Consider the following 22,359-nt stretch of genomic DNA (forward strand, 5'->3'; position numbering starts at 1 on the left):
CGAGCAGGAGCCTGCCATGCACGACCACGAGCGCGCCGCCCGGCAGTCGTTGATCGACCACTGTCGCGCGATGAACGCCAGCGGCTTGTCGTTGAACAAGTCCGGCAACGCGAGCCTGCGCTGGGGGGATGGCCTGCTGATCACGCCCACCGGCCGCGCCTACGACCGCCTGTTGCCCGAGGACATCGTCTATCTGGAACTCGACGGCAGCTGTCCGCCCGGGCAGTTGATTCCGTCCAGCGAATGGCGTTTCCACTGCGACATCCTGCACGCCTTCCCCGACACCACCAACGCGATCGTGCACGTGCATTCCACCCACGCCACCGCGCTGGCCTGCTTGGGCGAAGGCATCCCTGCGTTCCATTACATGGTCGCGGTGGCCGGCGGCGACCATATCCCCTGCGCCGATTACGCCACCTTCGGCAGCAGCGAATTGTCTGACAACGTGCTGCACGCCCTGCAGGGTGGCCTGCGCGCCTGCCTGATGGCCAACCACGGCTTGGTGACCACCGGCAAGACCCTGGCCGACGCCTACGCGCTGGCCGAGGAAGTGGAAAATCTCGCCCGCCAGTACATGCTGGCGCGCACGCTCGGCCCGACCCGCAACCTGCCGCCAGAGGAAATGGCGCGGGTCCTCGAGAAGTTCAAGCACTACGGGCAACAGCGCAAATCTGAACAAACGTGATGGCGACAGGCGCAATCGTCATTTAAACAGCGCGCCCGCACTCGCTACACTGCGCGGATGAACAGCCCCGCCTTCGACCACAACCTGTACGCCGGCTGCGCCGCCCAGATCATTTCGCACACGCGCGAACTGGCCGCCAAGGGCTTCACGCCCGCCACCGCCGGCAATTTCTCCATCCGCATGGGGCCTGAACATGCCGCCATCACCATTTCCGGCAAGGACAAGGGTCACCTGACCGAAGCCGACATCATGGTGGTCAACATGGCCAACGAACCCGTCGCCACGCACCATCGGCCGTCCGCGGAAGCCGCGCTGCATACCCATCTCTACCGTCGTTTCCCCGATGTCGGCGCGGTGCTGCATACCCACTCGCCGACCCAGACCATCGCCGGCCTGCTGCATGCCGATGAAGGGCGCGTGCGCCTGCGCGGCTTCGAATTGTTCAAGGCCCTGCGTGGCCACACCACCCACGAGACCGAGTTCGATCTGCCGGTGGTGCCGAATTCGCAGGACATGGACGAATTGACCGCCAGTGTCGATGTGGTGCTGACCCAGCCCAATACCTGGGGCTATCTGATCGCTGGCCACGGTCTGTACGCTTGGGGCCGCGATATCAGCGAAGCCCGCCGTCATCTCGATGCGTTCGAATTCCTGCTCGGCTGCGAGCTGGAAATGCGCCGCTTGCGCGCCTGAGGATTCCGACACCATGAGTCGCTTGCGCATTTTCAACGACACCGCACCGGACACCGTGCTGGATGAAGCACACGACCACGCCGGAATCGCCCACCGCCTGGAACCGATCGGCGTCGCCTTCGAGCAATGGCAGGCGAATGCACCGATCAAGGCCGGCGATTCATCGGAAGCGATCATGGCCGCCTATCGCGCCGACATCGATCGATTGGTGGAGGAAAACGGCTTCCGTTCCGTCGACGTGGTGAGCATCGCCCCTGACAATCCCAATCGCGTCGAAATGCGTGCCAAGTTTCTCGACGAACATTTCCACAAGGAAGATGAGGTACGGTTCTTCGTTGCCGGATCAGGCCTGTTCACCCTGCATGTCGACGGCAAGGTCTACGAGATCCTGTGCGAACAGGGCGATCTGATCGCCGTGCCCGATGGCACCACGCACTGGTTCGACATGGGCCCGGCGCCGGAATTCGTCGCGATCCGTTTCTTCACCGAGCCGGATGGATGGGTTGGCCATTTCACCGGCAGCGATATTGCACAACGGTTCCCGCGCTACGAGCCGCGATGAAGTCCCCAATCAAAACCACGATCCTCACCGACATCGAAGGGACCACCTCGTCCATTTCCTTCGTCAAGGACGTGTTGTTCCCGTATGCGCGCGAACGCCTGCCCGCCTTTGTCGCCGCGCATGGCGATGAACCGCAAGTGCGCGCCCTGCTCGACCAGGTCGCGACCGAACACGGCACGATGTGCGACGACCGCATGATCGTCGAAACGCTGCAGGGCTGGATCGACGAGGATCGCAAGCACACCGCGCTCAAGACATTGCAAGGGATGATCTGGAGCGCCGGTTACGCCCACGGCGATTTCACCGCGCCGTTGTATCCCGATGTCGCACCGGCGTTGCGCAGCTGGCATGCACAGGGCCATCCGCTGGCGGTGTATTCCTCGGGATCGGTGCCCGCGCAACAACTGTTGTTCAGCCATTCCGATGCCGGCGACCTCGCGCCGCTGTTCTCGCACTATTTCGACACCGAAGTCGGCCACAAGCGCGATGCCGGCAGTTATCGCGTCATCGTCGAACGGCTTGGCCGCCCGCCACAGGACATCGTGTTCCTCTCCGACGTGGTGGAGGAACTCGACGCCGCGCGCGAAGCCGGCATGCGTACCGTGTTGCTGGATCGTCGCGAAGACTATCCGCAGCCACGCCTCGGCGATGCCACGCACGGACATGTGCGCGTGGAGAGTTTTTCCGCCATCCATCCACACTGATCGCTTCGATCAGGGCAGCGCTTCTTCCAATCGATAACGCGTAGTCGCGCTGACTTCGCCGCGCCAGCGATCCTGCGCCCGCACGTCGATGCGATGTTCGCCGATGGCAAGGTCTGTCGGCAACGCGCCGCGCCACAGATGCGGTGATGGCGTCGCTTCCGGTGAACGGTCGTAACCGCGCAACCGTGGCGCTTCGTCATCGCGCATGTTCTCGGCAACCAGGGCCGGATCGGACTGCGACACGTGCTGCATCGGCTTCCAGACGCCATCATCGACACGATATTCGATCTTCGTATCCGCCATCCCCATCCACATGTTGGCGTAAACACCCCACGCCGGGTACGCGCCCTTGCGCAGCACTTTCGGCGCGTGCAGGCCGATCTGGGTATCGGCGGGATCGCGCGCCGGGTGATACGCCAATGCGTAGTTTCCGTCGGCTGCGATGTGCAGCGTGGCGTAGCCGTTCGGCGTGCCATCGGCCATCGTCGCTGCGGGAATGCCATCGGCATCCTTCACCCCTGACCAGAATGCACCGCAGGCCGCACCGACGTTGTATTCATGCAAGGGCTGCGCACCGTGCCAACCGGTGGCCGCATCATGAAAATAATGTTGCTGGGAATGCGAATGTGCACTCAGCACCAGCACGTGCGGAAAGTCCTTGATCAACGCGAACAGGCGCTCACGGTCGACGTCGCGGAAAGTGTCCTTGCCGGCGGGCTCGAACAGCGGAATGTGCATCGACAGCACCAGCAGGCGACTGCGATCCAACATCGGCAGCAGCGATTGCAGGAAGGCGAACTGGTCGTCGCGGAATCCGCCGATGTAACCGGGCGCCATGCCGGGCGTTTTCACCACGTCATCGAGCACGATGAAGTTTGCCTGCTGCTCCTGCCAAGCGTAGGTGTCGGGGCCGAAGACATTGCGGAACGAATCGAGCGCATGGACGTCACTATCGGCATCGGCGTCCATGTCGTGATTGCCGGGCACATGGAGCCACGGCAGGTGCAGGCGCGTGGTGACGGCGTTGACCGCCGGATACAACGAGAGATCGTCGCTGACGATATCACCCAGCGAAATGCCGAGACGCGCATTGTTGTGGCCGACCAGCGGCGCGACGATATCGCGATCGTAGTAGCCGACATCCTGCGGCGACTTCGGTTGCGGATCGCCAAACAGCAGCAGGTCGAGCGCGCCCGGCACCTTGCCCAGCGGCCGCAATGCCACATCGAACTGCAATGACGACGATGGCGCGAGGCCGCCGTATTTCAGCTTCGGCGATCCATTCGGCGCGTAGTGCCGCCAGAAGCGCGGCAGGCCGTTGGCGCCATTCGCGAACGCCATGGTCGCCGGCTTGATCACGAAGACGGTATCGCCATCCTGCACATCGATGCGGTAGCGGCCCTGCGCATCGCTGCGGACGATCTGCCGGCCGTTGGAGATGGCGACGTCGGCGACGCCTTGCGCCTTGGCCGGACAGGATGTGGCGTTGCCCGGATCGAGGCAGACGCGCCCGGCCATCGTTGCGGCGGATGCAATCGTGGAAACAAGGCCGGTGACGGCCAGCAGACAGAACGGTAGGAATGGCGTGCGCATCCGGCGATTATCCGCCAGTCGCATGACCATTCAACCGCCACGTCAGCGTGCGCGCGTCTCCAGTACCGCAAGGGCATCGGCCAACCCGAGACCGCGTGCGCGCAGCAGCACCAACAAGTGGTAGAACAGATCGGCGCTTTCGCCGAGCAACTCGTCGTCACCCTGCGCCACCCCGGCCAACGCGGTTTCGACGCCCTCCTCGCCCACCTTCTGCGCGATCCGGCGCGTACCACCCTCGAACAGCCGCGTGGTGTAACTACCTTCCGGCCGTTCGGCTTCACGCGTGGCGATCAGGCGATCCAGTTCCGCCAATGCATCGCCGCGCGCTTCGGGAAAGCAACTGGTGCGGCCGAGATGGCAAGTCGGCCCATGCGGACGCGCCATGACCAGGATCGAATCGGAATCACAGTCCGTCTGCACCGACACCAGATCGAGGAAATGGCCGGACGTCTCGCCCTTCGTCCACAGCTTGTTGCGACTGCGGCTGAAGAAAGTGACGTGTCCGGATGCCAGCGTCTGCGCCAGAGATTCACGGCTCACGTAGCCGAGCATCAACACCCGCAAGGTTTCGGCGTCCTGCACGATTGCCGGCAACAGTCCATCCGGCGATTTCGCCCAATCCAGGGATTCGATATCGATCATGTCAGCCTCATCGGAATGCCGCGCGACGCCAGCACGCGCTTGAGTTCGGGAATCGCCACCGCACCGGAATGGAACACGCTGGCAGCGAGCGCGCCATCGACGTCGGCATCGCGGAATGCGGCTTCGAAATGGTCCGCCGCGCCAGCGCCGCCCGATGCGATCAGCGGCACGTCCGTCACCGCACGTACCTGCCGCAACTGTTCGATGTCATAGCCGCGACGAACACCATCGCTGTCCATGCAATTCAGCACGATCTCGCCGGCGCCGCGCTGTTGCGCTTCGGCGACCCAGTCCAGCGTGCGCTGCGCCAACGCGCGCGTTCTTTCCGGATCTCCGGTATGGCTGCGCACCCGCCATTCGCCATCGCCGTCACGTTGAGAATCGATCCCGACCACCACGCACTGCACGCCGAAGGCCGTGGCGATTTCACCGATCAGTTCCGGACGTTCCAGTGCCGGCGTGTTGATCGAGACCTTGTCGGCGCCGGCGTTGAGCACGGCTTGGGCATCGCCAACACTGCGGATGCCACCGGCGACGCAGAACGGGATATCGATAACGCGCGAGACCCGTCGCACCCAGTCGCGATCGACGCTGCGGCCCTGCGGACTGGCGGTGATGTCGTAGAACACCAGCTCGTCGGCACCTTCGTCGCGGTAGCGTTGCGCCAGCTCGACGATATCGCCCATGTCGACGTGGTCGCGGAAGCGAACGCCCTTGACCACGCGGCCATCGCGCACGTCCAGGCAGGGGATGATGCGGCGGCTCAGCATCGCAGCGCATCCTCCAGCAACAGCCGGCCATCCAGCAATGACTTTCCGAGCACCGCACCGGCGCAACCTGCCTCGCGTGCAGCAACGATGTCGGCGACATCGCGCACGCCACCACTGGCCTGCACTGCCAGCTGCGGCAGTCGACGGCAGAGTTCGCGGTAGAGATCGAGGCTGGGGCCCGCCATCATGCCGTCGCGACTGATGTCGGTGCACAGCAGGTGGCACAACCCCGCATCGGCATAGCGCGATGCCAGATCGAACAACGCATGTGGCGACTCTTCGGTCCAGCCATGCACCGGCAATCGCCATTCACCAGCATCGTCCTGACGTGTGTCCAACGCGATGGTCAGGTGTTCGTCGCCGAACGTGCGCAACCATGCCGTGACCAGCTCCGGTTCGCGTACCGACAGCGACCCGACCACCACGCGTTGCGCACCGGCTTCGAGGATCGCTTCGACATCCGCCACGCTGCGCACGCCACCTCCGGTCTGCACGCGCAAGCCGGTGCGATCGCTGATCGCGTGCAGCAACGGCGCCAAGGTGTAACCGCCCGAGCGCGCGGCATCGAGATCAACCAGATGCAACCATGTCGCACCGGCATCGGCATAACGCATGGCGAGTGCCAACGGATCGTCGTCGTAGCGGGTTTCCTGCGCGTAGTCGCCCTGGCGCAAACGCACCACGCGACCATCGCGCACGTCGATGGCGGGATAGACAGTGAAACTCATGGCGTCCAGTCGAGAAAGTTGGAGAGCAGGCAGGCGCCGGTGACGCCGGAACGTTCCGGGTGGAATTGCGCACCGCACACGTTTCCATGTTGCACGATGGCAGCGAACGATTGGCCGTGCTCGCATCCGGCGATGCAGTCGGCGGTGACCGGTGCGGCATAACTGTGCACGAAGTACGCGGTGCTCGATCCATCGATGCCTGCGACCAGCGACCCGCCCTGCACCAGTTCAAAGGTATTCCAGCCCATGTGCGGCACGCGCACGCCCGGCGCTTCCTTCAACTTGAAAACCCGGCCGGGAATCAGGCCAAGACATTCGACATCGCCTTCTTCCGACGATTCGAACAGCAGTTGCATGCCAAGGCAGACGCCGAGCAGCGGCACCGGTGATGCCCGCAGGACCTCGACGAAACCGCGTTCGCGCAACAGGCGCATGCCCGGTGCCGCAGCACCCACGCCGGGAAGCATCACCCGTTCGGCATCGCGCAAGCCATCGCCATCGCGTATCACCGTGACTTGCGCGCCCAATCGCTCCAGCGCATCGCGCACCGACCCGAGGTTGGCACCGCCAGCATCGATGAGCGCGACCCGCGTCACAGCTGGCCTTTGGTACTCGGCAGATCAACGCCATCGCGGCGGATGGCCTGGCGCAACGCGCGGCCGACTGCCTTGAAGCAAGCCTCGATCATGTGGTGATCGTTGTCGCCCTCCACCGTCAAGTGGAGGTTGATGCCGGCGGCATCGCACAGCGAACGGAAGAAATGCGGCACCAGTTCGGTCGCGAGGCCGCCCACCTGTTCGCGTTCGAATTCGCCATCGAAGACGAAATACGCACGCCCCGAGAGATCCAGCGCAGCGGTCGCCAGCGCTTCGTCCATCGGCAGGGTGAAGCCATAGCGGCCGATCCCGCGCTTGTCGCCGAGCGCCTGCTTCAACGCCTGGCCGATCGCCAACCCGCAATCCTCGACAGTGTGGTGTTCATCGATATGGAGGTCGCCATCGCACTCGACCATCAGTGCAAAACCACCGTGCTTGCCGAGTTGTTCCAGCATGTGATCGAAGAAACCGATTCCGGTCTCGATCTTCTGTGGCCCGGTGTTGTCGAGGTCGACACTGGCGACGATCTTCGTTTCGTTGGTTGAACGCTCGACCGTCGCCGCACGCGTGCCGCCCAGCACCGCGGCGGGAATCTGCGACCAGTGCAGGCCTTCGCCGAACTGCGGTGATTTCAGCTTGAAACCGCGGATACCCATGTTCTGAGCGAACTGGATGTCGGTATCGCGGTCGCCGATCATCGCGCTACGCTGTGGATCGAAACTGCGTTCACGCAGGTAGTGCATCACCAGGCCGACCGCCGGTTTGCGCGTCGGCAGCGGGTCGTGGGCGAAACTGGGGTCGATCAGCACTTCGCGGAAACGGATGCCCTGGCTTTCGAACACTTGCATCATCAGCGCGTGCGGCGCGTCGAAATCGGCCTGTGGGAACGATGGCGTGCCGAGACCGTTCTGGTTGGTCACCATCACGAATTCATAGCCGGCATCGCGCAGTTGGAGCATCGCGGGAATCACGCCATCGACGAAGCGCAGCTTCTCGTAGCGATCGATCTGGAAATCGGACGGTTCTTCGATCAAGGTGCCGTCGCGATCGACGAAGAGGATGGGCTGGCTCATGCGGCAAGTTCCTTGGCGGGCCGCAGCGCGGCCAGCATGCGTTGATTGTCTTCGGGGCGACCGATGGTGATGCGCAAAGCGTCGTCCAGTTGCGGCATCGCGCGCATGTCGCGCACCACCACGCCGGACGACAGCAATGCGCGATACGCGCCTTCGGCATCGGTAAAGCGTACCAGCAGGAAGTTGCCGGCGGAGGGGTAGACGCGCCGCACCCCGGGAATTTTCGCCAAGGTCGCCTGCACCGATGCGCGTTCGCGCAGCGCTTCGTCCACTTGCGCGCAGGTTGCCGCCAGCGATTCGGGTTCCAGCGCCTGCAGAGCGAGCACGGTCGCGGGTTCGGGCATCGGATACGGTGCCTGGCAGCGACGGATCATCGCGATCAATTCCGGCTGGGCGATCGCAACACCAATGCGCGCCGCCGCCAAGGCGTGCGCCTTCGACAGCGTGCGCAGGACGACCAGATTGTCGTGGGCCGCGATCAATGGAGCCAGCGACGACGACGCTGCGTACTCGACGTAGGCCTCGTCGACCACCACGATGGCGCGGCCTTCAAGGCGCTGGAGCAGGCGCACGATCGCCGCTTCATCCACCAGTTCTCCCGACGGATTGCCCGGCGAGCAGACAAAGACCAGCGATGCACCACTCTCCAAAGCCGCGTTGGCCATGGCATCGAGATCGCTGCGGAAACCGTTGGCCTCATCGACCAGTGGCACTTCGATCACCCGTGCGCCGTGCAACCGTGCACACACCGCATACATGCCGAACACCGGCGGCGCGGTGACGATCGTGCCCTGCCCCGGCGCGCAGAACGCCCGCACCAGCACATCGATGGCTTCGTCGCTGCCACGCCCCACCAGCAGACTCTCAGCCGGTATCCCGTACAGATCGGCCAGGCGTTCGCACAACGCCTGCGGCTGCGGTGCCGGATAGCGACGACAACGGCCATCGACATCGCCGCGGTTCGCCCGCCCGGATTCGTTGGCATTGAGCCAGACATCGCCATCGCTGCGATCGGTGCGCGCCGATTTGTAGCCTGCGAAATCGCGCAGATCTGCGCGCAACAGGTTGGATGCCGTGCTCATGCCGGCTCCGCCATGCGCACGGTGACTGCCAGCGCATGCGCCTGCAGGCCTTCGGCATTCGCCAAGGTCACTGCGCATGGACCGATCGTGCACAAGCCATCGCGCGTGGCGGTCTGCACGCTCAGCGACTTCATGAAACTGCCCACGCTCAATCCGCTCCACGCGCGGGCGGCACCGCCAGTCGGCAAGACGTGGTTGCTGCCGCTGCAGTAATCACCCAGCGATTCCGGCGTCCAGTCACCCATGAACACCGTGCCCGCCGACGTCACCTGATCGAGCCAACGGCGGGGATCGCGCAGCGACAGGATCAGGTGCTCCGGCGCGTACTGGTTGCTGATGGCGATGGCCTGTGCCGGATCGCGCACCTGGATCAGGCGCGATGCACGCAATGCCTTGCGGGCGATGTCGGCGCGTGGCAAGGTCGGCAACGCTTCGTCGATGGCGACCGCGACGGCATCGAGCAACTCCGTCGAATCGGACAACAACAACACCTGCGAATCCGGGCCGTGTTCAGCCTGCGACAGCAGATCAGCGGCGATGAAGCGCGGATTGGCGCCGGCATCGGCGATCACCAGCACTTCGGATGGCCCCGCAGGCATATCAATGGCTGGCCCATCACTGCGCTGCGAGGCCTGGCGCTTGGCTTCATCGACATAGGCATTTCCTGGCCCGAACAACTTGTCGCAACGCGGAACCGTCGCGGTGCCGAAGGTCATCGCCGCGATCGCCTGCGCGCCACCGAGCTTGAACACCCGCACGTTCGCCACGCGCTTGGCGGCGACCAGCACTGCCGGATCGGCGCTGCCATCCTTGCGCGGCGGCGTGCACAACACGATATCGGGGCAACCCGCCAGCATCGCCGGAATGGTCAACATCAATGCCGTGGATGGCAATGGCGCGCTGCCCGCCGGCACGTACAGCCCGACCGGATTGATCGGTCGCGACACCCGTTCGCAGACCACGCCGTCCGCGGTTTCCACGCGATACGGCTGCGGCATGCCGGCACGGTGGAAGGTCTCGATGCGTCCGGCCGCCTCTTCGATCGCCGCACGCAATTCCGCCGGCACCTGCGTTTCCGCAGCCGCGAATTCCGCCGCATCGACTTCGAATTTTTCCAGTTCGACGCCGTCGTAATGCGCGGTCAACACGCGCAATGCGTCATCGCCACGCGCAGCGATATCCCCGAGGATGCTCTGCACGTCACCTCGCACCAGCGCCGAAGACGCACGCGTCGGTCGCTGCAACGTTTGTTCGCGCTCGGCTGCATCCAACGTATTCCAGTCGATCCTGTTCATGCCAGCATCCGCTCCACGGGCAACACCATCAATCCGCGCGCACCGGCACGCTTGAGTTCTTCCAATCGCTGCCACGTCACCACGCCATGGCACAACGCCTGCATGGCGAACATGCCGTCTTCGCCGATGGGATACATCGTCGGCGGTTCGGCATCGGGCAACAGCGGCAGCACGTCGGCAAGCGCCGCGCGCGAGGCCTGGAACATCAGCAACTTGCTGTCGCGGATCTTCATCACGCCATCGAGACGGCGCAACAGCATCTCGGCGATGCCGGCCAAGGCCGGATCGAAATCGCGCACCGGTCCCGCCAGCACCGCTTCCGATTGCAGGATGTCCTCGACTGGCTTGAGCTGGTTGGCGGCCAGTGTTGCGCCGCTGGATACGAGGTCGCAGATCGCATCGGCCTGGCCGAGGCGCGGCGCGATTTCCACCGATCCCGACAACTCGACGATGTCAGCCTGCACGTTGTTGGCGTCCAGCCAATCGCGCAGCAGCGCCGGATACGAAGTGGCAAGACGTTTGCCGGAGAGCATCGCCGGGCCGGTCCACGTCCAATCGTTCGGCACCGCGATCGACAACTTGCAGCCGCCGAATCCGAGTGCACGCAACTCGCTGACACTGGCATCGCGATTCGCCGCACGCAGATCGCTCATCTGCTCGCCGAGCACGTTGCGACCGACCACGCCGAGATCGCACAGGCCGCTGGCGATCAGGCCGGGAATGTCGTCGTCGCGCACCAACAGCAAATCGACCGGCGCACTTTCGCCGTAACAGAACAGCTTGTCGGGACTCTCGCGCCAGGACAGGCCGCACGAGGCGAGCAATGCCCGCGCCGGCTCGCTGAGGCGGCCATTCTTCTGGATGGCGACACGCAGGCGATCGCGCACCGGTGTCATCTGGATCGGCGGGCTCATGACTTTCCTTCAGTACTTGCAGGCAAACGGAGACGACTCGCGGCATTGGCGTAACCGCCGGCCCCGCGTTCGAGCGTGCGCGCGACCCGCCCGATGGTGGTGACGCTGACCGCGGTGCGCTCATGGACTTCGCGGTAGGGCTCGCCCAGCAACAGATGCGGCACCACCCTCCAGCGATCGGCCATCGCCTCCAACTCGGCTGGCGTGCACAGGTCGACGAGGAAGGCCCGGATCTCCGCCGCCGAGGTACAGGCGTTCATGGCCTCGGCCAAGGCGGAGATCGCGGTTTCCGCGTCGTAGGGAAGAACAGTGACTTCGCGCTGTTTCATCACATTAATGTATTAGCGTGTTATTACATTAAAGCGTGAATGCGCCCGCCCGTCAAGCCTCGGACTCACTCCGTTTCAGGGGATGCACTTTCTCGTTCAGGAATGCCCACCCGCGACTCAACGGGCCAACTGGGCCATCTTTCGCAAGTACGCCCACCCAGCGATTTCACCCAAGCGGTCCCAGCCAGACCGACACCCGACAGACGCCCGGTTGGAATCCATGTCCCAGACCACTACGGTCCGGGGACAGCAACAGGCGCCGCCCTCCACGCCCGCGAAGCGACTCGAATCGTTGATCAGCCGCGCAGTCCGGCCCCAACCCGACGCCCGGCCACCAACTCCACCGCCCGCCGCACATCGCCGTCCAATGCGCGATCGCGCTCGAGGAAGGCGACTTCCCCGCGTACTGCGGCGTGGGCGCGCTTGACCGCATCGCCCGGATGGAAGGCATCAGCATCCGACAGTTCGACCCTCAGTGCATCGACTTCGTCGAGGAAGACCGCATGGGCCGGATCATCGGCCAACGGCGCACCCTGCACCTTGCGCGCGAATGTCGCGGCATCGGCACGATCAGCGAGATCGCGGGCAGCGTTGATCATGTCGCGACGCAGATCCAGCGCCTGCGCAGCCGTCATCAACTCCAAGCCAATCACCTTGCCGAGGTCGGCGCACATCGCCAGCACGTGGCGTGCCTCGTTGGCGCCCATCGACACATGATCCTCGGCGTTGGCACTGGTCGGGATCGAATACACCGAGGCCGGCATCGCGCGACTGGCGAGATCGTTGACGATCGCTGCAGCGGTGTACTGGATGATCATGAAGCCGGATTCGGTCGCGTCTTCGTTGCCGATCAGGAACGCCGGCAATCCATCATTCGTGGCGGGATCGACCAGCTTGTTGATGCGACGCTCGCTGATCGATGCCAGCACCGGGATCGCCGCTTTCACCGCACTCATCGCCAATGCCAGGGGCATGCCGTGGAAATGCCCGGCGGAAATCACCTGCTCCTCGACATAGCGCGCATCGCGATCGGGAAACACCAGCGGATTGTCGGTGACGGAATTCAGTTCGATTTCCATCACCCGCGCCGCATGCGCAACGGCATCACGCACCGCGCCGTGCACCTGCGGAACGCAACGCAGGCTGTAACTGTCCTGCGGCTGGTGCTTCTTGCCGCCACGGAATGGCTTGAAACGCGAATAGAACTTCTCGCGACCATGACGCTGGCTGGTCGGCACCCAATCCCAACCGATGTCGAAACTCAACGCCTGCGATTGCGGCGTGTCCCAACTCTGCGGCAACCAGCTGCGTGCGCGCGGCACAAGGTGGTAGGGAATGTCGGCGAGCGTCGATCCTTCCAGCAACTTGCGCAGATTGGCCGCGACCTGCACCTGTCCCGGATGCGGACGCAGCGCATGCACTTCTTCCGCGAACGCACCGAGACGGCCCGCGAAGGCATCGATCGTCATCGCCGCGGCGAGATCGGCGGTATCCAGCAAATATTCCAGTTCATCCAATGCCAACACGCCGGTCGCCAGCATCTGCGCGGTACCGTTGTTCAGCGCCAGCCCTTCCTTGTAGCTCAGCGTGACCGGCTTCAAGCCAGCGCGCTTCAGCGCCTCCGCACCCGACATGCGTTCGCCATCAAAGAACGCCTCGCCACCACCCAGCAACACGATGGCCAGATGCGACAACGGCGCGAGATCACCCGATGCACCGACCGATCCCAGCTGCGGCACCACCGGCACCACGCCGGCATTGAGCATCGCGGTCAGCGATTGCAGGGTCTGCACGCGGATGCCGGAGTGTCCACGCAACAGCGTGTTGATGCGGATGCCGAGCATCGCCCGCACCACGTCCGCTGCGAACGGTTCGCCGACGCACACGGCATGGGTGGTGATGAGGTTGTCCTGCAATTCGGCGTGCAGGGAACGCCCCGACGGCTTGGCACCCGGAAGTTCGTCACGCAGCGGATGCGCACCGAGCAACTTGTCGGCATTGCTACCGAAGCCGGTCGAGACGCCGTAGATCGGCTCCTCGCGCGCGACCTGTTCGGCGAGAAAGGCGGCCGCACGTTCGACCTTGACCAGCGCCTCCGCAGCGAGTTCAACCTGCGCGCCATGCGCGATATCGACCAGCTGCGCCCGCGTCAACGAATGACCATCGAGACGAATCATTTCCCACTCCCGAGGATCGCGTGCAACGCAGGTTCCAGCTGTTCCAATGCCACCGTCTGCTGTTCGCCGTTGCGCAGATCCTTCAGCGTGACCTGATCGTTGCCGCGTTCGTTCTCGCCGCGCAACACCACCACGCGGATCCCGGCCTTGTCGGCATACTGAAACTGCTTGGCGATCTTGCGCGCTTCCATCTGCGTCTCGACCTTCCATCCAGCCGTGCGCAGCCGTTGGGACAGCGCCAGCGCATCGGCGAAGCCGTCATCATCCAGCAACGCCACCAGCACGTCGACACCTCCAGCGGTCATCGCCAATGCACCAGCCTCGCGCAACTGCCAGAACAACCGCGACAGGCCGATGGAGATGCCGACGCCCGGCAGCTTCGATTTCGTGTAATGACTGGCGAGATCCTCGTAACGGCCACCCGAACAAATCGAACCGATCTGCGGATGCGCGTCGAGCATGGTTTCGTAGACGATGCCGGTGTAGTAATCGAGGCCGCGCGCGATCGACAGGTTGATCGCATAGCGCGATTCCGGGATCCCCATCGCCTGCAACTGACCGAGCGTATCGCGCAAGGCTTGGCGACCTTCCTCGAATTGCGGTGTGCCCGCGCCGAGCGCATCGAGTTTCGCCAACGCATCGGCATGACCGGTGGAACGAACGCGCGAGAACGCCAACAGGCGATCCGCGGTGTCCGCCGACAGCTCGAAGCCTTCCTCCATCAACGTTGCACGCACCGCGTCCTCGCCACGCTTGTCGAGCTTGTCGAGCTCACGCAGCACCAGGTCCTGGCGTTCGCCCTCGATGCCCAACCCTTCGAAGAACCCGCGCAACAGCTTGCGATGGTTGAACTGGATGGTGAACTCGCCGATCGCCAACTTCTCGAACACCGCGTGGATGATCGCCGGAATCTCGGCGTCGTAACGTGGCGACAACGCGTCCTTGCCGATCACGTCGATGTCGCACTGGTAGAACTCGCGGAAGCGTCCGCGCTGGGCGCGCTCGCCGCGATAGACCCGCTGCATCTGGTAGCGCCGGAACGGGAACGCCAGATCGTGCTCGTGCTCGGCGACGTAACGCGCCAGCGGCACGGTGAGATCGAAACGCAACGCCATTTCCGGCATGCCGGCCTCCTGTTTCTCCAGGGCGCCGGTCGATTGCGCGAAATACACCTGGCGCTCGGTCTCGCCACCAGTCTTGGTCAGCAGCACATCGGACAGCTCGAACACCGGCGTCTCCACCGGCAGGAAGCCGAACGACTCGAAGGTGGCGCGGATGCCATCCAGCATGCGCTGGAAGACGATTTGCTCGCGGGGCAACAGTTCCAGCACGCCGGCCGGGGTACGCGGTTTGATCACGATCACGCATTCCGCCAAGGGAAACGACAATTCTAGCGGGCGGCCGCCTCCTGGACCGGGATCGACTCCACCCTCTTGCCTGACGCGCGGCTGGCCAGTTAAACTTGTCGGCTCAGTCGGGGTGTAGCTCAGTCTGGTAGAGCGCTACGTTCGGGACGTAGAGGTCGCAGGTTCGAATCCTGTCTCCCCGACCATTGAAAATACTTAAAAATCAAATATTTATGAGAATCCGGCCTAGCGCCGGATTTTTCATTTCTGGGCACCGTCCTGCAAGTGTCCTGCAAAAAGCAGTAACTGCGCGGCGCAGAAGGGGCGCGAGACGCGGAGGAAAGCCTCACCCTGATCGCCATCGCGAGACAGCCCTTCCACCGCGATGAGCTGGATGATTCGTGACCGGTCCAACCGACCGCTGCCACTGTTTGGGCCGTTCGGGGTGATACCACCGCTCTCCAATGCGCTTGTCCGTGACTTGATCAACTGCATCGCCGGACAACGCCCGGATGTCTTCCCTGCTTTCCCATTCGTCCAAGCAACACCTCAACCGCCTTTGTTGGGCCATTGAACGGCTCTCAGGCGCCTGCAAGCGCAGACGCTTCTCCTCTTCGTTGCGACCCTAAAGGGTGCAGGTGGGCCTTGGTTCAAGCCGTTTGGCAGTCCCACGGCGGCGCGGTGCCGCTTTGGAGAAACGAAATGAGCAAACAGAAAGCCAACGACATCCAAGCCCAATACCTGGCCTGCGATACCTCCATCCTCGGCCGTGCCGAGGAAGTCCTGCGCAAGCGCCTTGAACGCCTCGGCAGTATCACTGACCCCGAACAGGCCAGCAGCTTCCTGCGGATGCGGTTAGCTGGCTTGGACCACGAGGAGTTTCACGTCATATTCCTCGACACCCGCCACAAGATCATCGCGGTGGAAGGGCTGTTTCGCGGCACAGTGGATGGTTCCGAAGTTCATCCGCGCGAAGTGGTCCGCGCAGCCATGCGCCACAACGCTGCCGCAGTGATTCTTACCCACAACCACCCTTCGGGCAATCCTGAACCCAGCGCAGCAGATCGCGCCGTCACGGCCCGAGTGAAGCAGGCGCTGGCACTCATCGACGTCCGGGTACTCGATCACATCGTGGTCGGTGAGCGCACTGTCAGCCTCGCGGCACGGGGATGGGTCTGATGCCCCTGACCTGAGACGAATCGAGCAGCCATTGTGAAGGTGAGTTCCCTACCCTAGCAGGCAAGGAGAACTCCATGAAGAAGCGATTCACTGAAGAACAGATCATCGTGATCTTGCGCGAAGCCGAGACCGGCGCGATGACGATCAAGGCGCTGTGCAAGAAGCACAACATCACCGACCAGACGTTTTTCCGCTGGCGCAACAAGTTTGGCGGTCTGGATGTGCCTGACGCCCGCCGGCTGAAGGAGCTGGAATCGGAAAACGGCCGTCTGAAGCGGCTGGTCGCCGGATGCTGGTCATCGACGGGATGAAGGAGATTGTCTGAAAAAAATGACAACCCCGTCGGAACGACGCGACGCGGTCCAGATGCTGGTCCGTCGGGGCATATCGCAGCGCAAGGCCTGCCGCTATCTCGGCATGAGTCGACGCATCACCAGCTATGCGCCGCGCCAAGCGGCCAAGGATCAGGCCGTGGCCGAAAAGTTGATGGCCGCATCACCGGAGGTCCCGCGGTTCGGGTACCGGCGCATGGCCGCGTGGCTGGCGCTGGGCGAGGCCCGCGTGCGCCGGCAGTGGCGCGCACTCGGCCTGAACATCCCGCGGCGTCGACCACGGCGGCGGCGTTCCGGCAGTGATATCCGTCTGCCGGGTGCCGTGCAGCCCAACGCAGTATGGAGCTACGACTTCGTGCATGATCAGATGGTTGACGGCCGCAGCCTGAAACTGTTGTGCGTGATCGACGAATACACCCGCGAATATCTGGCGATCGAGGTCGGCGCCAGCTTGCGCTCACAGGATGTGATCCTGACCCTGTCGCGATTGATGCGCCTTTACGGCAAACCTGCGTTGGTACGCTCGGACAACGGTGCCGAGTTCACTGCAGCCAAGGTGATGCGCTGGCTGCGCGATGCCGCGATCGGTCCTGCGTTCATCGCGCCGGGTAGCCCCTGGCAGAACGGTTTCGTCGAAAGCTTCAACGGCAAGTTGCGCGATGAGCTCCTCAACCGAGAGTGGTTCCGCAGCCGCGCTGAAGCCAAGATGCTGATCGAACGCTGGCGGCAGTTCTACAACGAGCAGCGACCGCACAGCGCGCTGCGCTACAACACTCCAGCCAGCGTTCGTCGAACGTGGCAGGAATCCGATAACATCCCAACCGGACTCACTGCATAACTGGCTACAAATTTCGTACCGCTTACGCGGGCCTTGTGCATCCGAATGATCAAGAAAGTCGTACGAGCCTAATCCAGGATCACCGGGTGGAACTTGTAAAGAATCGCATCGTTGCGGAACAATGCATAGAAGTAAGGATCGCCAACCTTGCAAGAAACCATTCGCAACTCGTCCCCTGATTTTTGGTTCGCGATCAACTTGATCCACTCTTGGTTTTGCTCTGGGTTCGGATTGTTATCCCATTTCTTAACCGTATCTAGAACCTCAGATTGACTTAATGGAACCGATACATTGCAGCCTGTCAGCCCAAGGCGTTTTGAAGCCGATCTCGGCTCCATCTTGAATATCTGCGGCATAGAAGCACAGCCCCCAATCAAAAAAACGACTGCTATAGCGCAAATGTGTTTAATGGATCGCATCGGAAGCCTCGTCAAAAGGTACTTGATGCTGAGGATTGAAGTCAGGATTCGCCCAACCACGATTTGACAATCCACTCCCATCATAGATTGTGTGAAGAACCTCATGCCCAAAAGTTTGCCCAATACTTGAGGGCGCACCCGCACCATCTCTATAAAAGGTAATTGGACCGTTAGAAGGAGCCCCATTCTGACCAGCAGGAACGCTCGCCACCGTATTGGGGTTTCCCGGCTTTGAATAATCAGTCGTAATAGCCTGCATCGTCTCCATACGACTGACAATCGCAGAACCACTCACGTTCTGATCAGGGATTCCTAGTTTTTCATTTCCCTTGATAGTGACTTCACCACCTCTAGCAGCCAGAGCTTTTGCAGCAGAATATTTGGCTGTCATTGCAGCTTCCGCACGCAAGATGCCACTTCCTCTATCCACATGAAGAAGCTTCGCCAACTTGCTGCCACCCGATAGCGCCTCCTGTCTCGTGATGGTATTTCCCTTGTTGTCTTTGAATTGATCGAACGTGCAACTGTCCTTCCCATCTGCACTGCTACATTTACGACCGTCCGGATCCTTGAACCTATACGGGTTGTTATTCGCGTAGTCGTAACGGTTGAACGACGCTCCGGTACTGGCGTTTGCAGCCACCGGGTCGACGGACAAGAACCTCCCGATGGTCGGATCGTAATAGCGCTGTTGCATATATGTCAGCCCAGTCTGGCTGTCCATCATGTGCCCGGTAAATCCAGATCGATCGTTGTTCGCTTTTCCGATCATGCTGCCGTACGGCTCATAGTCAGTTCGCTCGATCACTTGGCTAGCTTCATTGGTAATCGCTACCGGACTACCCAAAGCATCGGTATGGATGTACTCCACAACCTCCGCCCTGACTGATGGGATCACAAACATCAACAAGGCCAAATAGGCCAGCGAACGAATCAATTCTTTCATCATCTTCATGACCGGCCTCATGGCGTAATCGTGAATGGAACTGATCGATTCGGTGTTGGCGCAAGCTACACGCTAACAATCGCCAAAGCTGCACAACAAGAACCCGGCACATCGCGCGGACTTCTTGTTGATCACCCCAACACCCACAACAAATTAATGCGACATCATTTTCAAGAACGGGACGGCGAACCCTTCAAAATAATCGCGGTGATCCTTCAGAAATTCCTCAACAAAAGATCGCGCCTCGTCCTTGAGATCCATCAAGTATAGACACGAGGCAAACCTTTCAGGATATGCACCAAGCATCGGAACCCTATCTTTAAGCAGCGGAAGCAAATGCTCGTAGCTCGCAATCGACTGTGCATAACTCAAGCCAACCGTAGAGTAGAGCAAAGCCAGTCGAGCAGCTTCGGCCTCAACATCAGTTTTCCGCGTAAACTCAAATGCCGGTTCGTAGGGCGCAAGCGTTCCCATATGTACCGCATAGGTCGCAATGCCACGGCTGTACTTCCGCCCCTCAAGAGCCGTATATAGCTTCATGATCGGAGCGACGTGTATGCCAACAAACAGATTGATTTCAATGCGGTCTTCTTCCAAGGCGTTGTTCAACCCAACCCAACAGTGGAAGCCACTCCCTAGCGGCCAATCCACCCACTCCTTTCGATAGCGCGTAAACCCCACTGCCTCCAGAGCGTCATAGCACTTGAGCAACACCAATTGCCTATAAGCCGCATCGCAGCGTCCAAGGATATTCATCAGCAACGTTTCTCGTCAAAACACTTCATCTGAGTCGGCTTGCCCGGTTCGAGACCGGCATTCGCAGCGTTATTCCCTCTCGGCATAACTGGCCGGCCTGCCTCGATGTCGGCCTTGATGGCTTTTTGCCCAGGGCTTAGCGGCGAATTACCACTTTTTACTTCAACAACACTTTTATCCTTTGTCACGATGTCTGCCACGCTGCGCTGTCCTGTTGAGGCTTCCAACGTCACTCTTTTCCCAGCAACTTGCTCACCCATTGCCTTGGCAACCGCTTTTTCTGCTTTAGCTCCCTGAGCAACATTCTTTGCAAGTTGTGCCGCCCTCGCCTCCGTTGCAAGGCCTCTCAACCCAACCACAACAGGCCCAACAGCAGCATGTTCGATTTGGCCGTCCGGCAGAGACATGACACCTCGATCAAGAAGATCTAATCCGTCAGCAATCCAATCAACCACCTTAGCTGCTTGTTCGATAGTGGGTGGGTTAACAATATCGTTTGGACACGCCACAGGGCATCGTCCATCGGGATCAGTGAATCGATAGGGGCTGTTGTTTGCATACATATAACGATTGAAGTTCTGCCCAGGCTTCTCGTAAGCCGTTACAGGATCAACACTTAGGAACCTTCCGATGGTCGGATCGTAATAGCGCTGCTGCATGTAGGTCAGCCCTGTCGCGCTGTCCATTACATGCCCGGTATAGCCAGGGCGATCATTGTTCGCCTTCCCAATCAGATTGCCGTATGGCTCGTAATCCGATCGCTCAATCAGCTGCCCTGCTTCATTGGTGATCGCCACTGGACTGCCCAAGGCATCCGTGTGGACATACTCGACAACTTGAGCTTGCGCCAGTGCCGACCATAGGAAAGCAAAAATGAGTACTGCGAGACGTGTGCTCATGATTAATTCACCGGAGGTGCATACCAGGCCGACCATGCAGAGCATTGCGAACCACTGCACGCCCGCACATGGTAGGAATAGCTTGAAGTGCCGCTACCGTTTTCACTAAACGTCGTATTTGGTCCGGTATATACGGCCGTGACTGTCGTTCCCGACTGACGTTCCAACTGGTACGACGTTGCGCCTTGAGATGCGCTCCACGACACCGCCCAAACGATCGGATAAGGCTTCGTATCCCAGTCTTTTGTACCTTCCCCACTCAATGTCGGTACCGCGGGTGTCACAACAACACTAACCGTGCCCGTAGCGGAATACGGCCCGCATCCTGCCGCATTGCAAGCGCGTACCTGATATCCATAGCTCCCAGTCGTCCGACCACTGAAAGTCGTGCTGGTCACCCCACCGCTATACACCTGCGACCATGCTCCGCCGTTGGCACTTTCCTGAAGTTCGTAGCGATCGGCTGCCGAAACAGCAGTCCATGTGGCCGTGTAGCTACCACTCGTATTGCTTCCCGGTACGGTCAACGTTGGCGTTCCATTGGGCATATAGATGACTTGGATCGTCGCAGCGCCTGAGAATGGTCCACAGCCTGCCGCATTGCACCCGCGCGCGTGATAAGCATAGGTTCCGGCAGCACGGCTACTGAAACTCGCTGCCGTTCCCGTCCCGTTGTACACCTGCGTCCAGCCGCCACCATTGTAGCTTTCCTCCAATTCATAGCGGCCCGCGCCAGACACTAAACTCCAGTTCGCCGTATATGTCCCTGTAAAGGTATTCGCCGGCACAGAGACAGTCGGCGCAGCAGTCGGCGCAGTCAGCACTTGGACCGTACTCGTCGTAGAGACACCCGAACATCCGCGTGCATTGCAGGCCTTGATCCTGTATCCGTAGGATCCCGGCGCGCGGCCACTTACCGCAGCATTCGTGGCTGTCCCGCTATAAAGCGTCGACCACGTTGTCCCACCATTGGTCGTCTCTTCCAGCATGTAGTAGTCCGTTGCTGTCGTCGTCGACCACGTCAGTGCATAACTCCCGCCCACGTTACTGCTCGGCACTGTCAGGATCGGTGTCGAGGGCGGTGCATTGGCATCCCGCACTCGTGCGACCTGGCTACCCGACAGGTAGAGGTATGCCAGCGTCTGCCCCTGCCGCTGATCATCCGTATACATAAGCTTCCCATCCATCGCATAGAGCGACAGGATCGGAATGCGCGCAGGTGACGGGCTGTACGACGTGACACGTCGACCCTGTGTGTCGTAGCGGTAGCTCTCCTGCCCATTCGCCCAACGCAACCGGTTGCCGTAATCAAAGTAGTAGCTCTGCCCGTTCTTGTTCTGCAAGTTACCTTGCAGATCGTAGGATAGCGCCACGACGCTCGCACCCGTCGTGTTTTGGATGTTCGTTAGCCGGTTGCTGGCGTCGTAGATGTAGTTGGCGTAATCCTTCACGCCCGCCAGCTTCCACGACGTGATGTTGTCCAATGCGTTATAGGTGAAGCGGTGCCAGTTGTCGGTGCCACCGAACATCCCGGAACCCGCACCTGTCAGGCGATCCAGGCCGTCGTAGGTCATCCAGCGGGTATAGGCCCCGCCACGCTGATCATCGGCAATCGTTGTCGGGTTGCTGTTGGCGTCATAGGCGAAGCTGTAATTGATCACGCCATTGTCGGTATGGACCGCCCAGAGTTTCATAGACACTCAGTTGCCGCTCTGCGCATAGCGCCTTTCGAACTCTACAGGTGACAGGTCGCCAGCGGAACCATGTCGTCTGATCGGGTTGTAGAACATCTCGATGTAGT

The 22,359-nt window shown here is 61.5% G+C and carries 22 protein-coding genes, 1 tRNA gene and 1 pseudogene; 7 read left to right on the forward strand and 17 right to left on the reverse strand.

Annotated features, from left to right (window positions below; translation table 11 throughout):
- Nucleotides 1-16 precede the first annotated feature (16 nt).
- Genes Lysil_RS12975 through mtnC form a run of 4 tightly spaced genes read left to right on the forward strand, consistent with a single transcriptional unit; the run spans nt 17 to nt 2,644 of the window.
- Nucleotides 17-685 (forward strand): class II aldolase/adducin family protein, encoded by a 669-nt coding sequence (locus tag Lysil_RS12975; RefSeq protein ID WP_103075941.1) that lies wholly within the window; start codon nt 17-19, stop codon nt 683-685.
- Between the two features lie 57 nt (nt 686-742).
- Nucleotides 743-1,378: a methylthioribulose 1-phosphate dehydratase gene (locus Lysil_RS12980; RefSeq protein ID WP_103075942.1), complete on the forward strand. Its 636-nt coding sequence runs from the start codon at nt 743-745 to the stop codon at nt 1,376-1,378.
- Between the two features lie 13 nt (nt 1,379-1,391).
- Nucleotides 1,392-1,940: a 1,2-dihydroxy-3-keto-5-methylthiopentene dioxygenase gene (locus tag Lysil_RS12985; protein WP_103075943.1), complete on the forward strand. Its 549-nt coding sequence runs from the start codon at nt 1,392-1,394 to the stop codon at nt 1,938-1,940.
- The gene (gene mtnC / locus Lysil_RS12990) at nt 1,937-2,644 is read left to right on the forward strand and encodes an acireductone synthase (RefSeq protein ID WP_103075944.1); all 708 of its coding nucleotides are present in this window, start codon (nt 1,937-1,939) and stop codon (nt 2,642-2,644) included. Before Lysil_RS12985 ends, mtnC begins: the two co-directional genes overlap by 4 nt.
- Before the next feature lie 9 nt (nt 2,645-2,653).
- Here the strand turns inward: mtnC and Lysil_RS12995 are convergent, their stop codons facing one another.
- The 12 genes from Lysil_RS12995 to hisS form a co-directional block, all read right to left on the reverse strand.
- Entirely contained in the window at nt 2,654-4,237 is a 1,584-nt protein-coding gene (locus Lysil_RS12995; RefSeq protein WP_103075945.1) for a calcineurin-like phosphoesterase C-terminal domain-containing protein, read from the reverse strand.
- Between the two features lie 42 nt (nt 4,238-4,279).
- Entirely contained in the window at nt 4,280-4,879 is a 600-nt protein-coding gene (gene hisIE, locus Lysil_RS13000; protein ID WP_103075946.1) for a bifunctional phosphoribosyl-AMP cyclohydrolase/phosphoribosyl-ATP diphosphatase HisIE, read from the reverse strand.
- Nucleotides 4,876-5,649, reverse strand: coding sequence for an imidazole glycerol phosphate synthase subunit HisF (hisF, locus tag Lysil_RS13005; RefSeq protein WP_103075947.1), 774 nt, complete (start codon nt 5,647-5,649; stop codon nt 4,876-4,878). Before hisF ends, hisIE begins: the two co-directional genes overlap by 4 nt.
- The gene (gene hisA / locus Lysil_RS13010) at nt 5,643-6,377 is read right to left on the reverse strand and encodes a 1-(5-phosphoribosyl)-5-[(5-phosphoribosylamino)methylideneamino]imidazole-4-carboxamide isomerase (protein WP_103075948.1); all 735 of its coding nucleotides are present in this window, start codon (nt 6,375-6,377) and stop codon (nt 5,643-5,645) included. The genes hisF and hisA overlap by 7 nt, the downstream gene beginning before the upstream one ends.
- Complete coding sequence (gene hisH / locus Lysil_RS13015; protein WP_103075949.1) at nt 6,374-6,973, reverse strand: imidazole glycerol phosphate synthase subunit HisH; 600 nt, start codon at nt 6,971-6,973, stop codon at nt 6,374-6,376. The genes hisA and hisH overlap by 4 nt, the downstream gene beginning before the upstream one ends.
- Complete coding sequence (hisB, locus tag Lysil_RS13020) at nt 6,970-8,046, reverse strand: bifunctional histidinol-phosphatase/imidazoleglycerol-phosphate dehydratase HisB (protein WP_103075950.1); 1,077 nt, start codon at nt 8,044-8,046, stop codon at nt 6,970-6,972. Before hisB ends, hisH begins: the two co-directional genes overlap by 4 nt.
- Nucleotides 8,043-9,128: a histidinol-phosphate transaminase gene (gene hisC, locus Lysil_RS13025; protein ID WP_103075951.1), complete on the reverse strand. Its 1,086-nt coding sequence runs from the start codon at nt 9,126-9,128 to the stop codon at nt 8,043-8,045. Before hisC ends, hisB begins: the two co-directional genes overlap by 4 nt.
- Nucleotides 9,125-10,423 (reverse strand): histidinol dehydrogenase, encoded by a 1,299-nt coding sequence (hisD, locus tag Lysil_RS13030; RefSeq protein WP_103075952.1) that lies wholly within the window; start codon nt 10,421-10,423, stop codon nt 9,125-9,127. Before hisD ends, hisC begins: the two co-directional genes overlap by 4 nt.
- On the reverse strand, nt 10,420-11,337 hold the full coding sequence (hisG, locus tag Lysil_RS13035) for an ATP phosphoribosyltransferase (protein WP_103075953.1): 918 nt from the start codon (nt 11,335-11,337) through the stop codon (nt 10,420-10,422). The genes hisD and hisG overlap by 4 nt, the downstream gene beginning before the upstream one ends.
- On the reverse strand, nt 11,334-11,666 hold the full coding sequence (locus Lysil_RS13040; protein ID WP_103075954.1) for a YerC/YecD family TrpR-related protein: 333 nt from the start codon (nt 11,664-11,666) through the stop codon (nt 11,334-11,336). Before Lysil_RS13040 ends, hisG begins: the two co-directional genes overlap by 4 nt.
- A 296-nt stretch (nt 11,667-11,962) precedes the next feature.
- On the reverse strand, nt 11,963-13,843 hold the full coding sequence (locus Lysil_RS13045; RefSeq protein WP_103075955.1) for an HAL/PAL/TAL family ammonia-lyase: 1,881 nt from the start codon (nt 13,841-13,843) through the stop codon (nt 11,963-11,965).
- Nucleotides 13,840-15,201 (reverse strand): histidine--tRNA ligase, encoded by a 1,362-nt coding sequence (gene hisS, locus Lysil_RS13050; RefSeq protein ID WP_103076072.1) that lies wholly within the window; start codon nt 15,199-15,201, stop codon nt 13,840-13,842. Before hisS ends, Lysil_RS13045 begins: the two co-directional genes overlap by 4 nt.
- Nucleotides 15,202-15,318: 117 nt before the next feature.
- On the opposite strand from hisS, the gene Lysil_RS13055 reads away from it, so the two are divergent.
- The 3 genes and pseudogenes from Lysil_RS13055 to Lysil_RS13070 all read left to right on the forward strand — a co-directional run bounded on the left by Lysil_RS13055 (nt 15,319) and on the right by Lysil_RS13070 (nt 17,538).
- Nucleotides 15,319-15,395: transfer RNA gene (locus Lysil_RS13055), tRNA-Pro, on the forward strand.
- A gap of 496 nt (nt 15,396-15,891) precedes the next feature.
- Nucleotides 15,892-16,368 (forward strand): JAB domain-containing protein, encoded by a 477-nt coding sequence (locus Lysil_RS13065; RefSeq protein WP_103075957.1) that lies wholly within the window; start codon nt 15,892-15,894, stop codon nt 16,366-16,368.
- A 74-nt stretch (nt 16,369-16,442) separates the two neighbouring features.
- Nucleotides 16,443-17,538, forward strand: a pseudogene (locus Lysil_RS13070) (IS3 family transposase).
- A 68-nt stretch (nt 17,539-17,606) separates the two neighbouring features.
- Here Lysil_RS13070 and Lysil_RS13310 read toward each other — a convergent pair.
- The 5 genes from Lysil_RS13310 to Lysil_RS13315 all read right to left on the reverse strand — a co-directional run bounded on the left by Lysil_RS13310 (nt 17,607) and on the right by Lysil_RS13315 (nt 22,252).
- Entirely contained in the window at nt 17,607-17,894 is a 288-nt protein-coding gene (locus Lysil_RS13310; RefSeq protein ID WP_129588444.1) for a hypothetical protein, read from the reverse strand.
- Nucleotides 17,895-17,943: 49 nt separating this feature from the next.
- On the reverse strand, nt 17,944-18,912 hold the full coding sequence (locus Lysil_RS13075; protein ID WP_240600581.1) for an RHS repeat domain-containing protein: 969 nt from the start codon (nt 18,910-18,912) through the stop codon (nt 17,944-17,946).
- Between the two features lie 144 nt (nt 18,913-19,056).
- A complete protein-coding gene (locus Lysil_RS13080; protein ID WP_103075959.1) occupies nt 19,057-19,659 on the reverse strand; it encodes a hypothetical protein in 603 nt (200 codons plus the stop codon).
- Entirely contained in the window at nt 19,659-20,558 is a 900-nt protein-coding gene (locus tag Lysil_RS13085) for an RHS repeat domain-containing protein (RefSeq protein ID WP_240600583.1), read from the reverse strand. The genes Lysil_RS13080 and Lysil_RS13085 overlap by 1 nt, the downstream gene beginning before the upstream one ends.
- A 2-nt stretch (nt 20,559-20,560) precedes the next feature.
- Nucleotides 20,561-22,252, reverse strand: a complete 1,692-nt coding sequence (locus Lysil_RS13315) for a fibronectin type III domain-containing protein (protein WP_129588445.1) — start codon at nt 22,250-22,252, stop codon at nt 20,561-20,563.
- Nucleotides 22,253-22,359 lie beyond the last annotated feature (107 nt).

Origin of the sequence: Solilutibacter silvestris, assembly GCF_002895945.1 — a bacterium.
Lineage (GTDB): Bacteria > Pseudomonadota > Gammaproteobacteria > Xanthomonadales > Xanthomonadaceae > Solilutibacter > Solilutibacter silvestris.

What these genes read in the sequence shown, in the direction of transcription:
- Lysil_RS13080 (WP_103075959.1), bottom strand. Translation starts at nt 19,659, where the DNA reads ATGAATATCCTTGGACGCTGCGATGCGGCTTATAGGCAATTGGTGTTG.
- Lysil_RS13085 (WP_240600583.1), bottom strand. Translation starts at nt 20,558, where the DNA reads ATGAGCACACGTCTCGCAGTACTCATTTTTGCTTTCCTATGGTCGGCA.
- Lysil_RS13075 (WP_240600581.1), bottom strand. Translation starts at nt 18,912, where the DNA reads ATGAAGATGATGAAAGAATTGATTCGTTCGCTGGCCTATTTGGCCTTG.
- Lysil_RS12975 (WP_103075941.1), top strand. Translation starts at nt 17, where the DNA reads ATGCACGACCACGAGCGCGCCGCCCGGCAGTCGTTGATCGACCACTGT.
- hisD (WP_103075952.1), bottom strand. Translation starts at nt 10,423, where the DNA reads ATGAACAGGATCGACTGGAATACGTTGGATGCAGCCGAGCGCGAACAA.
- Lysil_RS13065 (WP_103075957.1), top strand. Translation starts at nt 15,892, where the DNA reads ATGAGCAAACAGAAAGCCAACGACATCCAAGCCCAATACCTGGCCTGC.
- Lysil_RS13040 (WP_103075954.1), bottom strand. Translation starts at nt 11,666, where the DNA reads ATGAAACAGCGCGAAGTCACTGTTCTTCCCTACGACGCGGAAACCGCG.
- hisG (WP_103075953.1), bottom strand. Translation starts at nt 11,337, where the DNA reads ATGAGCCCGCCGATCCAGATGACACCGGTGCGCGATCGCCTGCGTGTC.
- hisIE (WP_103075946.1), bottom strand. Translation starts at nt 4,879, where the DNA reads ATGATCGATATCGAATCCCTGGATTGGGCGAAATCGCCGGATGGACTG.
- hisC (WP_103075951.1), bottom strand. Translation starts at nt 9,128, where the DNA reads ATGAGCACGGCATCCAACCTGTTGCGCGCAGATCTGCGCGATTTCGCA.
- hisB (WP_103075950.1), bottom strand. Translation starts at nt 8,046, where the DNA reads ATGAGCCAGCCCATCCTCTTCGTCGATCGCGACGGCACCTTGATCGAA.
- mtnC (WP_103075944.1), top strand. Translation starts at nt 1,937, where the DNA reads ATGAAGTCCCCAATCAAAACCACGATCCTCACCGACATCGAAGGGACC.
- hisF (WP_103075947.1), bottom strand. Translation starts at nt 5,649, where the DNA reads ATGCTGAGCCGCCGCATCATCCCCTGCCTGGACGTGCGCGATGGCCGC.
- hisA (WP_103075948.1), bottom strand. Translation starts at nt 6,377, where the DNA reads ATGAGTTTCACTGTCTATCCCGCCATCGACGTGCGCGATGGTCGCGTG.
- Lysil_RS13315 (WP_129588445.1), bottom strand. Translation starts at nt 22,252, where the DNA reads ATGAAACTCTGGGCGGTCCATACCGACAATGGCGTGATCAATTACAGC.
- Lysil_RS12980 (WP_103075942.1), top strand. Translation starts at nt 743, where the DNA reads ATGAACAGCCCCGCCTTCGACCACAACCTGTACGCCGGCTGCGCCGCC.
- Lysil_RS13310 (WP_129588444.1), bottom strand. Translation starts at nt 17,894, where the DNA reads ATGCCGCAGATATTCAAGATGGAGCCGAGATCGGCTTCAAAACGCCTT.
- Lysil_RS12985 (WP_103075943.1), top strand. Translation starts at nt 1,392, where the DNA reads ATGAGTCGCTTGCGCATTTTCAACGACACCGCACCGGACACCGTGCTG.
- Lysil_RS13045 (WP_103075955.1), bottom strand. Translation starts at nt 13,843, where the DNA reads ATGATTCGTCTCGATGGTCATTCGTTGACGCGGGCGCAGCTGGTCGAT.
- Lysil_RS12995 (WP_103075945.1), bottom strand. Translation starts at nt 4,237, where the DNA reads ATGCGCACGCCATTCCTACCGTTCTGTCTGCTGGCCGTCACCGGCCTT.